This is a genomic window from Streptomyces sp. NPDC030296 (assembly GCF_055572815.1).
On sequence record NZ_JBVICQ010000016.1, the window covers coordinates 146909 to 164336 of the forward strand.

General features: G+C 70.9%; 13 protein-coding genes and 2 pseudogenes. 7 read left to right on the forward strand and 8 right to left on the reverse strand.

Going from position 1 to position 17428, the window contains the following annotated elements; all coding sequences use genetic code 11:
* Positions 1 to 65: 65 nt before the first annotated feature.
* Positions 66 to 1259 (reverse strand): RtcB family protein, encoded by a 1194-nt coding sequence (locus ACZ4Z3_RS35660; protein WP_468504933.1) that lies wholly within the window; start codon positions 1257 to 1259, stop codon positions 66 to 68.
* 215 nt (positions 1260 to 1474) lie between these two features.
* On the opposite strand from ACZ4Z3_RS35660, the gene ACZ4Z3_RS35665 reads away from it, so the two are divergent.
* The 3 genes from ACZ4Z3_RS35665 (at position 1475) to ACZ4Z3_RS35675 (ending at position 5109) form a co-directional block, all read left to right on the forward strand.
* Positions 1475 to 2368, forward strand: a complete 894-nt coding sequence (locus ACZ4Z3_RS35665; RefSeq protein WP_468504934.1) for a DUF3558 domain-containing protein — start codon at positions 1475 to 1477, stop codon at positions 2366 to 2368.
* A 142-nt stretch (positions 2369 to 2510) separates the two neighbouring features.
* A complete protein-coding gene (locus tag ACZ4Z3_RS35670; protein WP_468504935.1) occupies positions 2511 to 3500 on the forward strand; it encodes a hypothetical protein in 990 nt (329 codons plus the stop codon).
* Positions 3501 to 3741: 241 nt separating this feature from the next.
* Positions 3742 to 5109 carry a DUF2637 domain-containing protein gene (locus ACZ4Z3_RS35675; RefSeq protein WP_468504974.1) on the forward strand — a complete coding sequence of 456 codons (1368 nt, stop codon included), beginning with the start codon at positions 3742 to 3744 and terminating at the stop codon, positions 5107 to 5109.
* A gap of 69 nt (positions 5110 to 5178) precedes the next feature.
* Here ACZ4Z3_RS35675 and lysS read toward each other — a convergent pair whose 3' ends face one another.
* Complete coding sequence (gene lysS, locus ACZ4Z3_RS35680; RefSeq protein WP_468504936.1) at positions 5179 to 6924, reverse strand: lysine--tRNA ligase; 1746 nt, start codon at positions 6922 to 6924, stop codon at positions 5179 to 5181.
* 429 nt (positions 6925 to 7353) lie between these two features.
* Here lysS and argS point away from each other — a divergent pair, with 429 nt between their 5' ends.
* Complete coding sequence (gene argS / locus ACZ4Z3_RS35685; RefSeq protein ID WP_468504937.1) at positions 7354 to 9141, forward strand: arginine--tRNA ligase; 1788 nt, start codon at positions 7354 to 7356, stop codon at positions 9139 to 9141.
* Positions 9142 to 9207: 66 nt separating this feature from the next.
* Here argS and ACZ4Z3_RS35690 read toward each other — a convergent pair whose 3' ends face one another.
* Together ACZ4Z3_RS35690 and ACZ4Z3_RS35695 are read right to left on the reverse strand one after the other, a co-directional pair.
* A complete protein-coding gene (locus tag ACZ4Z3_RS35690) occupies positions 9208 to 9912 on the reverse strand; it encodes a hypothetical protein (RefSeq protein ID WP_468504938.1) in 705 nt (234 codons plus the stop codon).
* Positions 9913 to 9971: 59 nt separating this feature from the next.
* Positions 9972 to 10679: a hypothetical protein gene (locus tag ACZ4Z3_RS35695; protein ID WP_468504939.1), complete on the reverse strand. Its 708-nt coding sequence runs from the start codon at positions 10677 to 10679 to the stop codon at positions 9972 to 9974.
* Positions 10680 to 10865: 186 nt separating this feature from the next.
* Here ACZ4Z3_RS35695 and ACZ4Z3_RS35700 point away from each other — a divergent pair, with 186 nt between their 5' ends.
* On the forward strand, positions 10866 to 11696 hold the full coding sequence (locus ACZ4Z3_RS35700; RefSeq protein WP_468504940.1) for a DUF4253 domain-containing protein: 831 nt from the start codon (positions 10866 to 10868) through the stop codon (positions 11694 to 11696).
* Positions 11697 to 11883: 187 nt separating this feature from the next.
* Here the strand turns inward: ACZ4Z3_RS35700 and ACZ4Z3_RS35705 are convergent, their stop codons facing one another.
* A complete protein-coding gene (locus tag ACZ4Z3_RS35705; RefSeq protein WP_468504975.1) occupies positions 11884 to 13107 on the reverse strand; it encodes an aminotransferase-like domain-containing protein in 1224 nt (407 codons plus the stop codon).
* A gap of 185 nt (positions 13108 to 13292) precedes the next feature.
* Between ACZ4Z3_RS35705 and ACZ4Z3_RS35710 the strand changes: the two genes are divergently transcribed.
* Positions 13293 to 14222, forward strand: a complete 930-nt coding sequence (locus ACZ4Z3_RS35710) for a phosphotransferase family protein (protein ID WP_468504941.1) — start codon at positions 13293 to 13295, stop codon at positions 14220 to 14222.
* Between the two features lie 55 nt (positions 14223 to 14277).
* On the opposite strand, the pseudogene ACZ4Z3_RS35715 reads toward ACZ4Z3_RS35710, so the two are convergent.
* Positions 14278 to 14472 (reverse strand): annotated as a pseudogene (locus ACZ4Z3_RS35715) (dehydrogenase); the annotation flags it as partial.
* Between ACZ4Z3_RS35715 and ACZ4Z3_RS35720 the strand changes: the two are divergent.
* A pseudogene (locus ACZ4Z3_RS35720) lies at positions 14470 to 14860 on the forward strand (hypothetical protein); the annotation flags it as partial. The pseudogenes ACZ4Z3_RS35715 and ACZ4Z3_RS35720 overlap by 3 nt on opposite strands.
* Here the strand turns inward: ACZ4Z3_RS35720 and ACZ4Z3_RS35725 are convergent.
* Both ACZ4Z3_RS35725 and ACZ4Z3_RS35730 read right to left on the reverse strand, forming a co-directional pair.
* Positions 14826 to 15728: an SAM-dependent methyltransferase gene (locus ACZ4Z3_RS35725; RefSeq protein WP_468504942.1), complete on the reverse strand. Its 903-nt coding sequence runs from the start codon at positions 15726 to 15728 to the stop codon at positions 14826 to 14828. The pseudogene ACZ4Z3_RS35720 and the gene ACZ4Z3_RS35725 overlap by 35 nt on opposite strands.
* A gap of 94 nt (positions 15729 to 15822) precedes the next feature.
* Complete coding sequence (locus tag ACZ4Z3_RS35730) at positions 15823 to 17283, reverse strand: helix-turn-helix domain-containing protein (protein WP_468504943.1); 1461 nt, start codon at positions 17281 to 17283, stop codon at positions 15823 to 15825.
* Between the last annotated feature and the right edge of the window lie 145 nt (positions 17284 to 17428).

Below are 17428 nucleotides of genomic sequence, written 5' to 3' on the forward strand. Positions count from 1 at the left end.
AGAGCTGATACGACGGCAGGAGCGGGCGGGAGGCGGCGGCGCCGCACCGCCTCCCCCACCCGTGTTCACCCCTTGACGCAGACGACCTGCTTCAGCTTCGCCACGACCTCGACCAGGTCCCGCTGCTGGTCGATGACCTGCTCGATCGGCTTGTAGGCGCCCGGGATCTCGTCGACGACGCCGGAGTCCTTGCGGCACTCCACGCCCCGCGTCTGCTCCTCCAGGTCCTTCGTCGTGAAGCGGCGCTTCGCCGCGTTGCGGCTCATCCGCCGGCCCGCGCCGTGGGACGCGGAGTTGAAGGCCTTCTCGTTCCCGAGGCCCTTCACGATGTACGAACCGGTGCCCATCGAGCCGGGAATGATCCCGTAGTCGCCGGAGCCGGCACGGATCGCGCCCTTGCGGGTCACGAGGAGGTCCATACCGTCGTAGCGCTCCTCCGCCACGTAGTTGTGGTGCGCGCTGATCTCGGGCTCGAAGGTCGGCTTCGCCTTCCGGAACTCCTTGCGGACGACGTCCTTGAGGAGCGCCATCATGATCGAGCGGTTGTACTTCGCGTACTCCTGTGCCCAGAACAGGTCGTTGCGGTAGGCCTCCATCTGCGGGGTGTCCGCGACGAAGACGGCGAGGTCGCGGTCGACCAGGTCCTGGTTGTGCGGCAGCTTCTGGGCCACGCCGATGTGATGCTCCGCGAGTTCCTTGCCGATGTTGCGGGAGCCGGAGTGCAGCATGAGCCAGACAGAACCGGTCGAATCTGTGCAAATTTCGACAAAGTGGTTTCCGCTGCCCAGGGTTCCTATCTGCTTCTGCGCCCGCTCGTGACGGAATTTGACCGCTTCCGCCACACCGTCGAAACGCCCCCAGAAGCCGTCCCACCCCGCCGAGGCGAAGCCGTACAGCTGCCCCGGGTCGACGGGCTCGTCATGCATCCCCCGCCCCACCGGAATCGCCTGTTCGATCCTCGACCGCAGGCGGGAGAGGTCGCCCGGCAGGTCGTTGGCGGTCAGGGACGTCTTCACCGCTGACATGCCGCAGCCGATGTCCACGCCCACCGCCGCCGGGCACACCGCCCCCCGCATCGCGATGACCGACCCGACCGTCGCGCCCTTGCCGTAGTGGACGTCCGGCATGACGGCCAGCCCCTTGATCCAGGGGAGGGTCGCGACGTTGCGGAGCTGCTGGAGGGCGACGTCCTCCACCGACGCGGGGTCGGTCCACATACGGATCGGCACCTTCGCGCCCGGTATCTCTACATACGACATCTCAGCCTCATTCCCCCGTGATTGCAGCAAAAGTCTCACAACGCAAAACCGGCGCCAAGGTCAACGAAAGGGATGCCGGACCGGCGTCCGCGGCAGTGCGTGCGATACACATGGTGCCCGGGGGTCACCCCCGGTCGGCAAGTGAAATTCGCACAGGCCACAGGACAGAACTGCGCAGGCGTCCCCCAGGGACCCCGTCGAGAGGAGCCCCCACGGTGCAGCGGAAGGCGTACGTACCCGGCGTCGCCGTGCTCCTCGCGGCAGTGCTGACCGCGTGCACGGGATCGGGCGACGACGGCACCCCGGACGACCCCCGCCCCGGCGAGATCACCGCGTCCGCCTCGACCGCGCAGCCCGGCCGCTACGACACGCTCCCCGAAGCCTGCGGCTCCATCGACGACGACACCCTCGAAGCCCTCCTCCCCGGTCTGAAGCAACTCCCGGACGCGGAGCAGCGCGAGGAGGCGTACGAGGGCCGGGCGACGCTCACCTACGACACGGACCGGAAGGCCGGCTGCCGCTGGAAGGTGGAGTCGCCGACCGCCACCGACTATCTGTTCGTCGACTTCGAGCGCGTGGTGTCGTTCAACGGCGCGGTCAGCGACGACAGCAAGGCGCAGGAGGTGTACGGCGGCAAGGTGGCGGCCGCGGACCTCCCGGAGCCGTCGCCGAGCACGACCGAGGGGGACGGCGAAGGGGACGCAGGGGATGGAGGGGAGGGTGACGGCGGCTCGTCGGCTGCTCCGTCGCAGAGCGCTTCACCTTCCGACTCCCCCAAGTCCTCCAAGTCCTCCAAGTCACCCAAGACGTCCGAGTCTTCCGGTTCATCCGGTTCTTCCGATGCGCCCGGTTCCGCTTCCGCGTCCGCCACTCCGGCCTCTCTCCAGCCCCGCACGCTCGACGGTCTCGGGGACGAGGCGTTCCTCGACGACGCGCTCGGGACGAGTCGGCAGCGCACGGTGACTGTGGTGTTCCGCACGTCGAATGTGATCGTGACGGTCGAGTACGAGGAGCAGCCGGCGACGACGACGGATGTGCCGGACAGCGAGGAAATGCAGGACAGGGCCCGGAATCTGGCCGAGTTGCTCGCGGAGGCGTTCGACGAGTGAGCGGTTTCCGGGGGTGCGGCGGGCGGCCCGCCGAACCCCCTGATTCAGGACCGCGTTTCCTCCTCACCGCGTACCGTGGCCCCTCGGACCCGATCCGACCGCAGGAACCACGAGCGTGATGAACGTCATGAGTGAAGGAACCATGCAACGAGCCGCAGAGTCAGGTCATCGTCAGCAGCAGTCGCGTACCGCGCGGGGCACGGGCGTCGCGCGTGCCGGGCGTCCGGGGCGGGCACGGGTGCTCGTCGGCGCCGCTGTCGTCCCGGTGATGCTGGTGGCGGTCGGCTGTTCGTCGGACTCCGGCTCCGGCGGCGCGTCGGGGGACAAGCCGTCGGCGGGGGCTACCTCGGCACCGGCGAAGTCGGCGACGCCGGAAGTGGTCGAGGCGGCGTACGCGGTGCTGCCGGACGCGTGCGAGGTGTTCGCGTCGAAGACGCTGAAGTCGCTGGTCCCGCAGGGCACGAAGTCGGGCAAGGCGATCAACACCGCCGAGGAGAACGTGACCGGCGACTGCCGCTGGACCAGCCTCGACAACAACGGTGTGGACGGCTCGCAGTACCGCTGGCTGAGCGTGTCGCTGCACCTGCTGGCGTCGGACGCCACGAACGGTCCGGGTGAGGACCGGGCGCACGAGGCGTTCGAGTCGAAGGTGACCGCCGCGAAGGCGGTGAAGGGGGCGAAGAACGTCAAGACGGAGCCGGTGACGGGCACGGGCGACGAGGCGACGGTGGTGCGTTACGACCTGAAGAAGGACGGCGACACCTTCAAGCAGCAGACGATCGTGGTGCGCACGGAGAACGTGGTCGTCACGCTCGACTACAACGGCGCCGGTCTGGCCGGTGACAAGACCCCGGACCCGGCGGCGCTGCTGAAGTCGGCGAAGTCCGCCGCGAAGGAGGTCGTGGAGGCGGTCGAGGACGCGAACGACGGCGACGGCGACGGGTCGTCCCCGTCGGCGAGCGCGTCGAAGTCGCCGTCCAAGTCGCCGTCCAAGTCCGCGTCGAAGTCGCCGTCGAAGGGCGCCACGAAGGCGGCGGGCTCGGGTTCCGGTTCGGATCTGGGCACAGGATCCGACTCGGGATCCAGGACCTCGACGAGCGGCTCGTCGTCCACGCGGAAGACCTCGCGGTAGCGGACGCGCACGACCGGTCGGCAGCGGGCCGGCCGAGCCGGGCCGGCGTAGTGCCCAACTCGTAATGCGCGGCGGGTGACGACCGCCCTCACCAGGGCTTTCGACCGGGCCCGGCCCCCTCGCGGGCCGGGCCCGATGCGTACCGGCAACCCGTTTGCCGTACACATGTGCCACCCTGTTGCGCGCAACAACACGCAAGGGGAGGGGAGTACGGGTGGCCGCGCCAATGCAGCTGACTCGAATGCACCGCGTTCTCATCGGCGTGGTCGTGTTCGGCGCCGTCATCATCGCCGGGATCGGCTTCGCGGGTTCCTACGCGGCGGTGCGGGAACTGGCCGTCAAGAAGGGCTTCGGGAACTTCTCCTACGTCTTCCCGATCGGTATCGACGCGGGTATCTGTGTCCTGCTGGCCCTGGACCTGCTGCTGACCTGGATCCGCATCCCCTTCCCCCTGCTGCGTCAGACGGCGTGGCTGCTGACGGCGGCGACGATCGCGTTCAACGGCGCGGCGGCCTGGCCGGACCCGCTGGGTGTGGGGATGCACGCGGTGATCCCGGTGCTGTTCGTGGTGTCGGTGGAGGCGGCGCGGCACGCGATCGGCCGTATCGCCGACATCACCGCCGACAAGCACATGGAGGGCGTGCGCCTCACGCGCTGGCTGCTCTCGCCCGTTCCCACGTTCCTGCTCTGGCGCCGGATGAAGCTGTGGGAGCTGCGCTCCTACGACCAGGTGATCAAGCTGGAGCAGGAACGTCTCGTCTATCAGGCCCGCCTGCGCTCCCGCTTCGGCCGGGCGTGGCGCCGCAAGGCCCCGGTGGAGTCCCTGATGCCGCTGCGCCTGGCCCGTTACGGGGTCCCGCTGGCGGACACGGCCCCGGCGGGGCTGGCGGCGGCGGGCATCGAGCCGGCGTTGCTGCCGCCGGCGCCGCAGGTCGAGGTCGACCTGGCCACGGGGGACCGTGGCTCCGGTACGGCCCGGGCGGGCGTGGCCGCGCCCGCCGCCGAGCAGCGCCGTCAGCTGGAGGGCGTCCCCGCCCCGCGGCAGCCGGAGCACCCCGAGTGGGAGCAGCAGGGGTACGCCGAGCAGGAACCGCCGCCCGAGGAGAGCCCCTGGCTCCACGCCCGCCACCCGCAGGAGGTCCCCTACCAGGGCGGCTACGACCCGTCGTACGACCCTGAGGAGGAATACGAGCGGTGGTACGAGGAGCAGGACCCGGAGCAGTACCAGCGGGAGCAGTACCCGGCCGACCAGTACCAGGCGGAGCAGTACCCGGCCGAGCAGTACCAGCAGCAGCGGTACGAGGAGACCGAGGGGCCGGTGGAGGAGCCCTCGCCGGAGGAGACCGGCAGTTTCCCCATTCCGGTGGCCCCGGGCCGCACCCGTGAGCTGGGCGAGGGCGGCGGTACTCCGGAGCCGGACGAAGAGGCGTACTACCAGGTCTTCAAGCAGTCGATAAGTGCCGGCAGCGGGTACCCGACCCCCCGTGAGTTCAGCGACAACATCCAGATGACCTATGGCGTCAGCGTCCTGGACGCCGAGGCCAAGCGCATGGTGCTGCGCTTCCAGAACCGCCACACCGCGGAGCTGGAGGACGACCACATCGCGTGACGGCGTGAAACGCGTGGAGGGGGCGCCCGGTGATGATCACCGGGCGCCCCCTCGGCGTAGGTGCGGGTGCTACTCGCCGAGCAGTGCCCGTACCCGGTCCTGGCCCACCGCGAGGAGCAGCGTGGGCAGGCGCGGGCCGGTGTCACGGCCGACGAGCAGGTGGTAGAGCAGGGCGAAGAACGACCGCTGGGCGGTCTTGATCTCCGGCGGGAGCTCCTTGGGCGTGGCGTCCGCGGAGAACCCGGCCTGGACCTTGGGCACGCCGTAGACGAGGTGGGTGAGCCCGTCGAGGGACCAGTGGTCGGCGAGTCCGTCGAGCAGCAGCCGCAGTGAACCCTGCGCCTGCTCGTCGAGGGACTTCAGCAGCTCGGCGTCGGGCTCGTCGCGCACGATGGTCCGCTGGTCGGCGGGGACGTGCGTGTTGATCCAGGCCTCGGCCTTGTCGAGGCGGGGCCGTACGGCGTCCAGGGAGGACAGCGGGTCGGTGGGGTCGAGCTCGCTGAGGATGCGCAGGGTCTGGTCCTCGGCGCCCGCGGTGATGTCGGCGACGGACGCGAGGGTCCGGTACGGCATCGGGCGGGGCGTGCGGGGCAGCTCACCGGCGGCGGTGCGCACGGCACGGGAGTGGGCGGCCACGTCGGCCGGCAGCGCGGAGCCGTCGGCGACCTTGGCGTCGAGCTTGTCCCACTCGTCGTAGAGGCGCTGGATCTCCTGGTCGAAGGCGATCTTGAAGGACTGGTTGGGCCGGCGGCGGGCGTAGAGCCAGCGCAGGAGCTGCGGCTCCATGATCTTCAGCGCGTCGGCGGGGGTGGGCACGCCGCCCTTGGACGACGACATCTTGGCCATGCCGCTGATGCCGACGAAGGCGTACATGGGGCCGATGGGCTGCTTGCCGCCGAAGATCCCGACGATCTGCCCGCCGACCTGGAAGGACGAACCCGGGGACGAGTGGTCGACGCCGCTGGGCTCGAAGACGACGCCCTCGTACGCCCAGCGCATCGGCCAGTCGACCTTCCAGACGAGCTTGCCGCGGTTGAAGTCGTTCAGCGCGACGGTCTCGGCGAAGCCGCAGGCGGTGCAGGTGTAGGACAGCTCGGTGGTGTCGTCGTCGTAGGCGGTGACGGTGGTGAGGTCCTTCTCGCACTGCCCGCAGAAGGGCTTGTACGGGAAGTACCCGGCGGAGCCGGAGCTGCCGTCGTCCTCGGCGGCGGCGCCGGAGCCCTCCGCGGCCTCCAGCTCGGCCTCGTCGACCGGCTTCTGGGACTGCGGCTTCTTGGCGGGGTCCTTCTTGGTGCGGTACTGGGCGAGGATCGCGTCGATGTCGCCGCGGTGCCGCATGGCGTGCAGGATCTGCTCGCGGTACACGCCGGAGGTGTACTGCTCGGTCTGGCTGATCCCGTCGAACTCGACGCCCAGCTCGGCTAGCGCGTCGACCATCGCGGCCTTGAAGTGCTCGGCCCAGTTGGGGTGGGCGGAGCCGCGGGGGGCCGGGACGGAGGTGAGGGGCTTGCCGATGTGCTCGGCCCAGGTGCCGTCGACGCCCTCGACGCCGTTGGGGACCTTGCGGTAGCGGTCGTAGTCGTCCCAGGAGATCAGATGCCGGACCTGGTGACCGCGCCGGCGGATCTCGTCGGCGACGAGGTGCGGCGTCATCACCTCGCGGAGGTTGCCCAGGTGGATGGGGCCGGACGGGGAGAGCCCGGACGCGACGACGACCGGTTTGCCCGGGGCCCGACGCTCCGACTCCTCGATGACCTCATCCGCGAAACGGGAGACCCAGTCGGTGGTCTCGGTGCTCTGAGCCACGATCGGCACGTCCTCTTTTTCTGAGTGTTCTCCGGGGCCGACCGGTACGGTCCCCGGCCGACGGGGCCCATTCTCCCAGCTCTGGCCATAACCACGAAACCGCGTTTCGAAGGGGGCCGGGCGCCTGATGGCTCGGGGGCGCGCTCTCGTTGGCGGGTGCGGGCGGGTGGGGGTTGTTCGCGCAGTTCCCCGCGCCCCTGAAAAGCGACCGGGGCTGCGCCCCGTGCTTTTCAGCTGAAGGCCGGGCCGCAGGCCCATGCCTTCGGGGGCGCGGGGAACTGCGCGAGGAACCACACACCACCCGCAGCCGCCAACGAGAGCGCACCCCCGAGCTATCAGGCGCCCGGCCCGAGCCATGCGGCGCCAAAAACCCCTTTACCCCCCGTGGGATACTGAACGACATCCATCCGTACCCCGAGGAGAACGGCTCCCCATCTCATGGCTCCGGTCACGTCCCTCACCGCCTCCGTCCACCAGCGCCTCGCGACCGCCCTCTCGGCCACCCTGCCGGAGGCCCCCGCGGACCCGCTGCTGCGACGCAGCGACCGGGCGGACTTCCAGGCCAACGGCATCCTCGCCCTGGCGAAGAAGGCCAAGGCGAACCCGCGGGAGCTGGCGACGCAGGTCGTCGCGAAGGTCGAGTCGGGGGTGACCAGCGATCTGATCAAGGAGATCGAGGTCTCGGGCCCCGGCTTCCTCAACATCACCCTCACCGACGCGGCGATCACCCGTAACCTCGCGGAGCGCTACGCGGACGAGGTCCGCCTCGGCGTGCCGCTCGCGGAGCACCCCGGTACGACGGTCATCGACTACGCCCAGCCGAACGTGGCGAAGGAGATGCACGTCGGCCACCTCCGCTCCGCGGTGATCGGTGACGCGGTCGTCCAGATCCTGGAGTTCACCGGCGAGAACGTGGTCCGCAGGCACCACATCGGCGACTGGGGCACCCAGTTCGGCATGCTGATCCAGTACCTGCTGGAGCACCCGCACGAGCTGGACCACAAGGCGGACAGTGAGGACACGGCGGTCTCCGGCGAGGAGGCCATGTCGAACCTGAACCGCCTGTACAAGGCGTCGCGGGCGCTGTTCGACTCCGACGAGGAGTTCAAGACGCGGGCCCGGCGCCGGGTGGTCGACCTCCAGGCGGGCGAGCCGGAGACGCTCGCGCTGTGGCAGCGGTTCGTGGACGAGTCGAAGATCTACTTCTACTCGGTCTTCGAGAAGCTGGACATGGAGATCCGGGACCCGGACATCGTCGGCGAGTCGGGTTACAACGACATGCTGGACGAGACGTGCCGGCTGCTGGAGGAGTCGGGGGTCGCGGTCCGCTCCGAGGGCGCGCTCTGCGTCTTCTTCGACGACATCAAGGGCCCCGAAGGCAACCCGGTCCCGCTGATCGTGCAGAAGTCGGACGGCGGCTACGGCTACGCGGCGACCGACCTGTCCGCGATCCGCGACCGGGTCTTCAACCAGAAGGCGAACACGCTGCTCTACGTCGTGGACGCCCGGCAGTCGCTGCACTTCAGGATGGTCTTCGAGACGGCACGCCGGGCGGGCTGGCTGAACGACGACGTGAAGGCGCACCAGCTGGCGTTCGGCACGGTCCTCGGCAAGGACGGCAAGCCGTTCAAGACCCGTGAGGGCGAGACGGTCCGGCTGGAGGACCTCCTCGACGAGGCGGTGCAGCGGGCGACGGCCGTGGTCCGGGAGAAGGCCGAGAAGGTGGGCCTGGCCGAGCAGGAGATCGTCGAGAACGGCCGGTACGTGGGCATCGGCGCGGTGAAGTACGCCGACCTGTCGACGTCCGCCGTACGGGACTACAAGTTCGACCTGGACCAGATGGTGTCGCTGAACGGCGACACGTCGGTGTACCTGCAGTACGCGTACGCCCGTATCCAGTCGATCCTGCGGAAGGCGGGCGAGACCCGTCCGGCCGCGCACCCGGAGCTGGAGCTGGCCCCGGCGGAGCGGGCGCTGGGCCTGCACCTGGACCAGTTCGGCGAGACGATCGCGGAGGTCGCGCAGGGGTACGAGCCGCACAAGCTGGCCGCGTACCTGTTCAAGCTGGCGACGCTGCTGACGACGTTCTACGACCAGTGCCAGGTGCTCTCCGCGGACAACGCGCCGGAGGTCGTGGAGAACCGGCTGTTCCTGGTCGACCTGACGGCCCGCACCCTCCACCGCGGCATGGCCCTGCTCGGCATCAGGACGCCCGAGCGTCTCTGAGCGCGGTACGCGTCACCCCGTCGCGCGGGGGCACCCCCACGTAGTGCCCCCGCGCGACGGTGTCGGTCAGCGGTTGGCGAGCCGGGCGCCGAACTTCGCGCTGGTGCCGAGGGTGGTCTGCGTCTTCACGATCGGCGTGGTGCCGGCGGACTTGTAGAGCGGGGTGTACTTCCAGGTGGCGACCCCCCACACACCGCTGCTGATCCTGACGCTGTCGGCGGCTCCCCGCGTGACGGCGAAGGCGCCGTTGAGGTTGGTCAGGGAGCTCTTGAACTTCGGCGACTTGTAGCCGGAGCCGGGGCGGTAGGTGTAGCTCAGGACCGACTTGTGGCTGATGACCGGGAGGTCGTAGATGCTCTCGGTGGCGGTGAAGGTCAGCGTGGTGTGGCGTCCGGCCTTGTCGCTCCTGGTGACGGCGCGGACGTCGCCGGTGAAGCGGACGTCCTTGTTGTAGTCCTCCCAGTTGCGCTTGTTCGTGGTCACATAGCCGCCGAGCGCCGCGTCGAACGCCTTCTGGACGGCGGCGCTCTGGAGATAGCCGACGAACTTCTGCTGCTTGGCCTTCGGCAGCCTGTCGAACGACTTCAGCAGCGTGGCGGAGGAACCCCCGCCCTTCTTCAGGAACGCCCGGTAGTCCTGGACGGTGAGCTTGGCCTTCGGTGCCTGCGGTGCGGCCAGGGCGGTGCCCTGTGCGGCGGCACCGGTGAACAGCAGGGCACCGGTGGTGGCGGCGAGGACACCGGTACGGGTGGCGAGGGCGAGTGTGCGCATGGTGAGGGTGCCTTTCGGGCGGAGGGCGAGGAAGGGCCCGCGGTGCGGGGGCGGGGCGGTCAGCGCTTGCCGACCCAGGCGTTGAACTTCACGTTCACCGTGGAGGTGGTCTGCGGCAGGGCGAGCGTGGTGGTGCCGGCGGAGCGGTACAGCGGCTTGGCCTGCCACGCTGTGGTGGCCTGGATGTTGCGGCCGCCGACCTTGACGGCGTCCTTCTGCGGCGCGGTGATCGCGAAGGCCCCGTTGAGGTTGGTGACGGAGCGCTGGTACTTCGGCGACTTCACGGCGGTGCCGTAGTCGTAGGACAGGACGGTCTTCTGGGTGATGACCGTGATGCCGTAGATCCGCTCGCTGGCGGTGAAGGTCAGCGTGATGTGGGACCCGCCCGGTGCGGCCTTGCGGACGCCCTTGACGTCGGCCACGAAGCGGACGTCCTTGTTGTAGGCCTGTTCGTTGTGGCCGCCGCGGTTGATGTAGCCGCCGGCCCGGACCTTGTACGCCTCCTGGACCTTCCGGTTCTGGAGGTAGTCGACGAACTTCTGCTGCTTGGCCTTGGGGAGCTTGTCGAACGCCTTGAGCACCTTGATGGAGGCGGCGCCCTCGTCGTTGTTCTTCAGCCAGTCGCGGTACTTGGCGACGGTGAGCTTGCTCGCCTTGCCCTGCGGCGCGGCGACGGCCGTGCCCTGGGCGGCGACACCGGTGAACAGCAGGGCGCCGGCGGTGGCGGCGAGGACACCGGCGCGGGTGGCGGTGGCGAAGGTACGCATGGGTCAGGGGGGCCTTTCGAGACGGTGGTGAAGGTGCGACCACCGTAAATTCCGCGCGAGTCGGCCGAAATCGTCTCTTGGGGCATTGCCCTTTGGGACACGGCGGAGCGGCGGCCCGCGAGGCGGCGGGGCCTTCCCGGGCCGCCCTGCGGACCCGTTGTCAGTGCCCGGCCCTACAGTCGCGGCATGGCGACACTTCCCAACCCGCTGCCCGGCCTCGCGGCGGACCCGACCGGCCGCTCCCTCGGGCTGGAACGGCCCCTTCCGCCCGGCCGGTTGATCGACACGACGGACGAGGGGCCGTGGCACGAGCCGCTGCTGTGGTACGCGGACGAGCCGGCCGAGCCCGGCGCCTGGGCGGCCGCGCAGCCCGCCCGCCGCACGGCCGGCCTCCTCCCGGTGCTGCTGGACGTCGGGGACGGTCAGGGCGGCCCGGAGGGATGGGAACTGATGCCGGGCGAGATGTCGTACCCCGGTGACCACGACCCCGAGGAGGTCCTGGCGGACCTCTGGGACACCGTCGCGCCGGGCGGCGACACGGCCGGGGACGGGGCGGGCGCCGAGGACTGGCCTGGGCTCGTGGACACCGCCGGCCCGGACGACGGCGACCCCGACCCGGACGCCCTCGCCGCCGAGGTCGCCGACGCGCTCCTGGCCGGCCGTGCGCGGCTCAAGGAACCCCGCCTCGCGCTGGTCCCGGCCCGCCGCAGCGCCGACATCCCGGCGGCCATCGGCTGGGGCGGCCCGCTGAACCACGAGAGCGACGTGGCCCGCCTGTGCGCCGTCCTGCGCTCCTGGGAGGACCGCTTCGGCATACGCGTCGTCGCCCTCGGTTTCGACCACCTCACCGTCTCGGTGGCCACCCCGCCCACCACGGAGGCCGAGGCCCGTCACCTGGCCGCCGAGCACTTCGCCTTCTGCCCCGACAACATCTTGCAGGGCCCACGCGACGCGACGCGCGAGACGTACGCGAAGACGCTGCTCGAAGCGGACACGTGGACGTTCTGGTGGGACTGAGGGGCCTGCAGCTGCGGGCCGGTGGGGGCTGATCGCGCAGTTCCCCGCGCCCCTGAAGGGCACGGGCCCGCGGCCCGCCCCTTCATGAAAAGCACGGGGCGCAGCCCCTGCTTGTCAGGGGCGCGGGGAACTGCGCGAGAAACCACGAACCACCCGCACCCGCCGACGCGCACGAACCCCCGAGCTCCTAGGCCCCCAACCCCTCCCCCAGCCTCCGCAACCCTTCCCGAATCTCCCCCGGCGCCTGCGTCACGAAGCACAACCGCATCGTCGAGCGGTCAGGGGCGCCCGCATAGAACGGCGCCCCCGGCACGTACGCCACGTCGTGCTCGACCACCCGCGGAAGCAGTGCCGTCGTGTCGTACCCCGCGGGCAGCCGCGCCCAGAGGAACATGCCGCCCTCGGGACGGTTCCAGACGGAGCCCTCCGGCAGCGCCCCCGCCAGCCCGGAGAGCATCGCGTCGCGGCGCTCGCGGTACGCCGCCGCGACGCGGGCCACGTGGGCGTCGAGGTCCCGGTCGGCCAGATACCGCGCCGCGGCGAGCTGGTTGACGGTCGGCGTGTGCAGATCGGCCGCCTGCTTGGCGACCGCGCAGGCCCGCCGCAGCGCGGCCGGCGCCCGCAGCCAGCCCAGCCGCATGCCGGGCGCCATCACCTTGGAGAAGGAGCCCAGCAGCGCCGTACGGTCCTCGGCACCCGCGCACGAGGCGATCCACGGCACCCGCTCCCCCTCGAAGCGGAGTTCGCCGTACGGGTCGTCCTCGACGATCCACAGCCCGAGCCGCGCGGCGACGGAGGCGACGGCCGCGCGCCGCTCGGCCGGCAGGGTGCGCCCGGTGGGGTTCTGGAAGGTGGGCACGGTGTAGAAGAGCTTGGGCCGGGTCCGCGTCACCAGTGCGGCCAGCGCGTCGGGGTCGACACCGTCCGCGTCGCCCGGCACGGCCAGCACCCGTGCCCCCGCGAGCCGGAACGCCTGGAGCGCGGCCAGGTAGCAGGGGTCCTCGACGAGGACGACGTCGCCCGGTTCGAGGAGCGCCGTGGCGAGCAGCGACAGCGCCTGCTGCGACCCGGTGGTGACGAGCACCCCGTCGGCGTCGGTGGGCAGCCCCCGGGCGCCGTACCGGGCGGCGAGCGCCTCGCGGAGCACCGGCTCGCCCTCGGTCGTCGCGTACTGCAGCGCGCGCCCGGCCGACCCGGCGAGCACGTCCCGGTAGGCCGCCGCCATCCCCTCGGTGTCGAACAGCTCCGGGGCCGGCAGACCGCCCGCGAAGTTGACGACTTCGGGCCGTGAGGTGACGGCGAGGATGTCCCGTACGGGGGAACCCCCGACGGAGGTGACGCGCTCGGCGAGACCCGGCACGGGCGCCGCGGCGACCTCGTCCGACCCGGCGCGCACTTCGCCCGCAACCATCGAACCCCCGACAAATCCCACGTCGTTCATGGCCCGCACAGCGTCCACAGCACCCACCCCACACCCGTAGTGGCATATTCAGGGCGGTTCGGCTCCGCCCATGCCCTCACTCTAGAGAGATGCATGCCCCTTACATCCACCGGTTTCGCGATACGGACGCGGCCTCGTACCCCTAGGCTGCGCGCATGCTGCCCAGCGTGGACACGAACGACGAACTGGAAGAAGTCGTCGGTGACGAGGCCCTGCTGCGACCGGCCGCCCAGGATCTCTGTGCTCAACTCGGTCTCGCAGGCGCGCGAATCGTGCGTTTCCCCGAGGGCTCGTTGCCGGTGTACGCGGTCGGTGACGCCCTCGTCCTGAAGCTCTATCCGGGCTTCGAAGCGTCGGAAGCCGTGCGGGAGGCCCGGCTGTTGTCCCATCTGTGGGGGCGACTGCCGATCCCCACGCCCCGGTTGCAGGCCGCCGACCAGTACAAGAACGGCTGGCGCTTCGTCCTGATGTCCCGGCTGCCCGGCGAGGACCTCAACGAGGCCTGGCCGCGTATCCCGAGGGCGGACCAGGAGCGGATCGTCGCGGATACCGCCGAGTGCCTGGCCGCCCTGCACGCCCTGGATCCGGGCCCGGTGGCCTCCGTCGTCGGACCGCCCGACTGGTCGCGGTTCCTGGCCGGTCAGCGGGCGGCCGCGGTCGAGCAGCAGGCCGGCGGGGGCCTGGCGGAACCGTGGCTGGAACAGATCCCCGACTTCCTGCACTCGGTGCCGCTCACCGCCCCCGCCCGGCCGGTGCTGCTCCACACGGAGCTGATGCGCGAGCACCTCACGGTCGACCCGCACGACGATTGGCGCCTCACCGGCCTGTTCGACTTCGAGCCCGCCATGATCGGCGCGCCGGCGTACGACTTCGTCAGCGTCGGCCTGTTCCTGACCGCCGCCGACCCGGCCCTCCTCAAACTCTTCTACGAGGCGTACGGCCAGCCCCCGTTCGACCCCCGGGAACTGATGGCGTACACCCTCCTGCACGTCTACAGCGACCTGAACTGGTACCTGCACAGGCTCCCGACCCCACCCCGCAAGGACCTGGACGCGCTGGCGGAGACATGGTTCGCCACGGGTTGAGCTGAACGGAGGCGGGGCGGCCGCCAGTGGACCGATCACCCGGCCCAAGGTCAGGTCACCAGGGCACGACGCCGCTGTCGTCGAACAGCTGACCGGTCGGGCCGTCGTCCGGCAAGGTCGCCAGCCGGACGGCGATCGCCGCCCTGCTCGGGGGCCGCGTCCCCCTGAATCCGTTGAGGTCGGTGGCCACGTAACCGGGGCAGGCGTTGTTGATCAGGACGTTGGTGCCGCTCAGCTCCTTGGCGTACTGGTGCCGGCCTCACACCCGCTCGCCGCCCGCTCCGAGGTCCGGATGGCCGACGTCACCGCACTGCCGGAGCTCCCGATGGCCCGCTGGCCCGGTCCCGGCGGCAGCTAGCCGGAAGGACCGGGCGCGGAGATACGGAATCCGACACAGCTCTTCCAGCTGACCGCGCTAGGCCGTACCACCGTGGTCATTCCCGAGTCAGCCGGCGCCGACCTGCGCCGGGACCTCGCCGCGGTGCGGGTCCTGGATGCTCCGCCTGTGAACGGTGATCGCCTGGCCGCCGCAGAGCTGCCTCCGTGCGGTTGCTGACCTGGTCCGCGTTGCGACACTCCTTCGAAGTCGGACGAGGAGGGCGGTCAGCCCTTCCGGCCGGTGGCCGCGTACACGTTGATGTCCGCGTCGGTCACGTCGTTGATGTCCCGGTAGCGGACCTTCTCGATGTCGTCCAGCGCGGCCGACGTGTGCGGCTCCAGTTCGGGAGGCAGCGGCGCGCCCCCCTCGAACCGCCAGTGATGGACGGGAACGACGCCGGGCTCGTCGACGACGAGCCCGCTCTGCTCGAAGAACCGCGCCACCTCGTCCCGGGAGCGCAGCACGAAGGTGAACCCCCGCTTGGTGTACGTGTCCCGCACCGCGCGGATCTTCGACGGGTTGAGGTCCTCCGTGAGGTGGGTGAGGACGAGCCGGCTCCCGGCGGGCAGCGCCTCGACCAGTTCGCGTACGGCGGGGTAGGCGACCTCGTCCTCGACGAAGTGCAGCAGCGCCACCAGGCACAGCGCGATCGGCTCGTCGAAGTCGAGTGTCCTGGCGGCCTCTTCGAGGATGCGGGCCGGTTCCCGGAAGTCGGCGTCGATGTAGTCGGTGGCGCCCTCGGGCCCGCTGGTGAGGAGCGCGCGGGCGTGCGCGAGGACCACGGGGTCGTTGTCGACGTACACGACCCGGGTGCCGGGGGTGATGTCCTGGGCGATCTGGTGGACGTTCTCGGCGGTCGGCAGCCCGGTGCCGATGTCGAGGAACTGCCGGACCCCCTCGTCCTTGGTGAGCGTGCTCACGGCTCGGCGCAGGAAGTCCCGGTTGTGCCGGACGTCGAGGTAGCCGCGCGGATTGGCCGCGAGCGCCGCGCCGGCCGCCTCGCGGTCCACGGGGTAGTTGTCCTTGCCGCCGAGGAAGACGTCGTAGACGCGTGCCGGGTGCGCCTTGGTGGTGTCGATCCTCCTCCGCAGGTCGGCGGGGTCCTGGCTGAGCGCGTCTCCGGCCATGAAGCCTCTCCTGGGGGTGTCATTGAACGCACAACAACCTAGCCGTAAAAGGGAGTTCGCAACGCCGAAATCCGGACGCCTTCCCCGCCCCGGCTCAGCCGTCCCCGCCGAGGGTCGTGCCCTCCTTCACCCACTGCTTCCCGTTCAGCGGGTACTCGTAGGCCGGGCGCCCGTTGTTGCCGCTCGTGCGGAACGGTCGGCCGCCGTTGTCCACCTTCAGCGTGTCGCTGCGGGAACCCGACGACCACATGACCTCCAGGTACCAGCTGACGTCGTACACCGAGGCGTCGGCCTTGATGAAGTACACCTCCGGGTCGGACTCGCTGACGGAGTACGGGAAGTCCCTGCTCCCCGCCTCGGGCTTGACGACGGGCCGCGCGGCGTCGAGGGCGACCGTGAAGGACCGGGTCGGCACACCGGCCCCGCACCCGACACCGGGATACCCCATGATGTAGTCGTTCCAGGCCAGGGGCTGCCGTTTGGCGACCGTGCGGACCTTGACGCTGTTCACGACGACCGTCTCCTTGCCGGTGCCCTGGACGGTGAGCCTCAGGTACTGCCCGCCGGACGAGACCGCCCCCGTCCGCGCCACCCAGGACGCCGCGTCCGGCTCCGGCGGCGGCTCCGGGACGTCCGTGGGCGGCCGGTTCACCAGATACCGCTGGTCGCACGGGCTCTCCCAGAGGTACGGCTCCACCTTCACGGACAACGGCGGGTCGAGGGACGCGGAGTCACCGCCGCCCGCCCCGGAACCCTTCGGGCCGGCCGCACCGGCGGACGCGGGCGCATCCTTCCCGTCGCCCTTCGCCCCCTTGCCGTCCTTCGCGCCCTTCCCGGCCGTCTCACTCCCGGAGGGTGAGGGCGAGGCGTCGGACGGGGACGGTGAGCCCTTCTCCAGCCGGTCCCCGGCGGGCACGTCGGCGAGGGAGCGGCGACCGCCGTCGTCCCCGGACTCGCCCGGCGGCAGGCTCACCGCCAGCGTGACGGCACCGACCAGCGCGGCGACGGCCACACCCGCGACGAGGGCGACCCGGGCCCGCCGACGTGGCCGGGGAGCCGTACGGAACGACCGGGCCCCCGGGCCGCCCTCGACGACCTCGCCCTCGGACATGGGGTCCCCGGCGGCCTCGCCAGCCCCGGCGGCCCCGGCGGCCCCGGAGGCCCCAGCGGGCACGGCCTCCGCCGGTGTCGGCGTCTCGCGCTCGCCGGCGGCGTCCCCTGTGCCCGCCACCGGGGCCGGCCTCTCGTGCGCGACCGCGCCCCCGTCCGAAGCCGCCGCGGAATCCCCGCCGGGCGCACGGAGATCGCTCCCCTTGCGTCCGCGCGTCGCGTCCGCGAGCACCCATTTGCGGTGCAGCTCGACCAGTTCCGCGGGCGTTGCCCTGCAGAGGCGGGCCAGCCGCTCCACGGGCGCGTAGTCCGTCGGTACGGCGTCCCCGTTGCAGTACCGGTGCAGGGTCGACGTACTCATGTGGAGCCGCTTGGCGAGCACCCCGTAGCTCAGCCCGGAGCGCTCCTTCAACTCCCGCAGTTGTTCCGCGAAACCAGCCGCCATGCCGTTCCCGGCACCGCTCCCCGACACGTTCTCTCCGTCCCCTCACATCACCGGCGTCCCGTTCCGCGTTCCAGGGAAGGGACGTTCGCCCAGGTCACAGGCGTTGCGAGCATTCCAGCGTCCCTGATAGCCCGCCGGAGGTGGC

What these genes read in the sequence shown, in the direction of transcription:
- ACZ4Z3_RS35700 (WP_468504940.1), top strand. Translation starts at nt 10,866, where the DNA reads ATGGCGACACTTCCCAACCCGCTGCCCGGCCTCGCGGCGGACCCGACC.
- ACZ4Z3_RS35690 (WP_468504938.1), bottom strand. Translation starts at nt 9,912, where the DNA reads ATGCGCACACTCGCCCTCGCCACCCGTACCGGTGTCCTCGCCGCCACC.
- ACZ4Z3_RS35695 (WP_468504939.1), bottom strand. Translation starts at nt 10,679, where the DNA reads ATGCGTACCTTCGCCACCGCCACCCGCGCCGGTGTCCTCGCCGCCACC.
- ACZ4Z3_RS35730 (WP_468504943.1), bottom strand. Translation starts at nt 17,283, where the DNA reads ATGGCGGCTGGTTTCGCGGAACAACTGCGGGAGTTGAAGGAGCGCTCC.
- ACZ4Z3_RS35670 (WP_468504935.1), top strand. Translation starts at nt 2,511, where the DNA reads ATGCAACGAGCCGCAGAGTCAGGTCATCGTCAGCAGCAGTCGCGTACC.
- ACZ4Z3_RS35660 (WP_468504933.1), bottom strand. Translation starts at nt 1,259, where the DNA reads ATGTCGTATGTAGAGATACCGGGCGCGAAGGTGCCGATCCGTATGTGG.
- ACZ4Z3_RS35705 (WP_468504975.1), bottom strand. Translation starts at nt 13,107, where the DNA reads ATGGTTGCGGGCGAAGTGCGCGCCGGGTCGGACGAGGTCGCCGCGGCG.
- ACZ4Z3_RS35675 (WP_468504974.1), top strand. Translation starts at nt 3,742, where the DNA reads ATGCACCGCGTTCTCATCGGCGTGGTCGTGTTCGGCGCCGTCATCATC.
- ACZ4Z3_RS35710 (WP_468504941.1), top strand. Translation starts at nt 13,293, where the DNA reads ATGCTGCCCAGCGTGGACACGAACGACGAACTGGAAGAAGTCGTCGGT.
- ACZ4Z3_RS35725 (WP_468504942.1), bottom strand. Translation starts at nt 15,728, where the DNA reads ATGGCCGGAGACGCGCTCAGCCAGGACCCCGCCGACCTGCGGAGGAGG.
- argS (WP_468504937.1), top strand. Translation starts at nt 7,354, where the DNA reads ATGGCTCCGGTCACGTCCCTCACCGCCTCCGTCCACCAGCGCCTCGCG.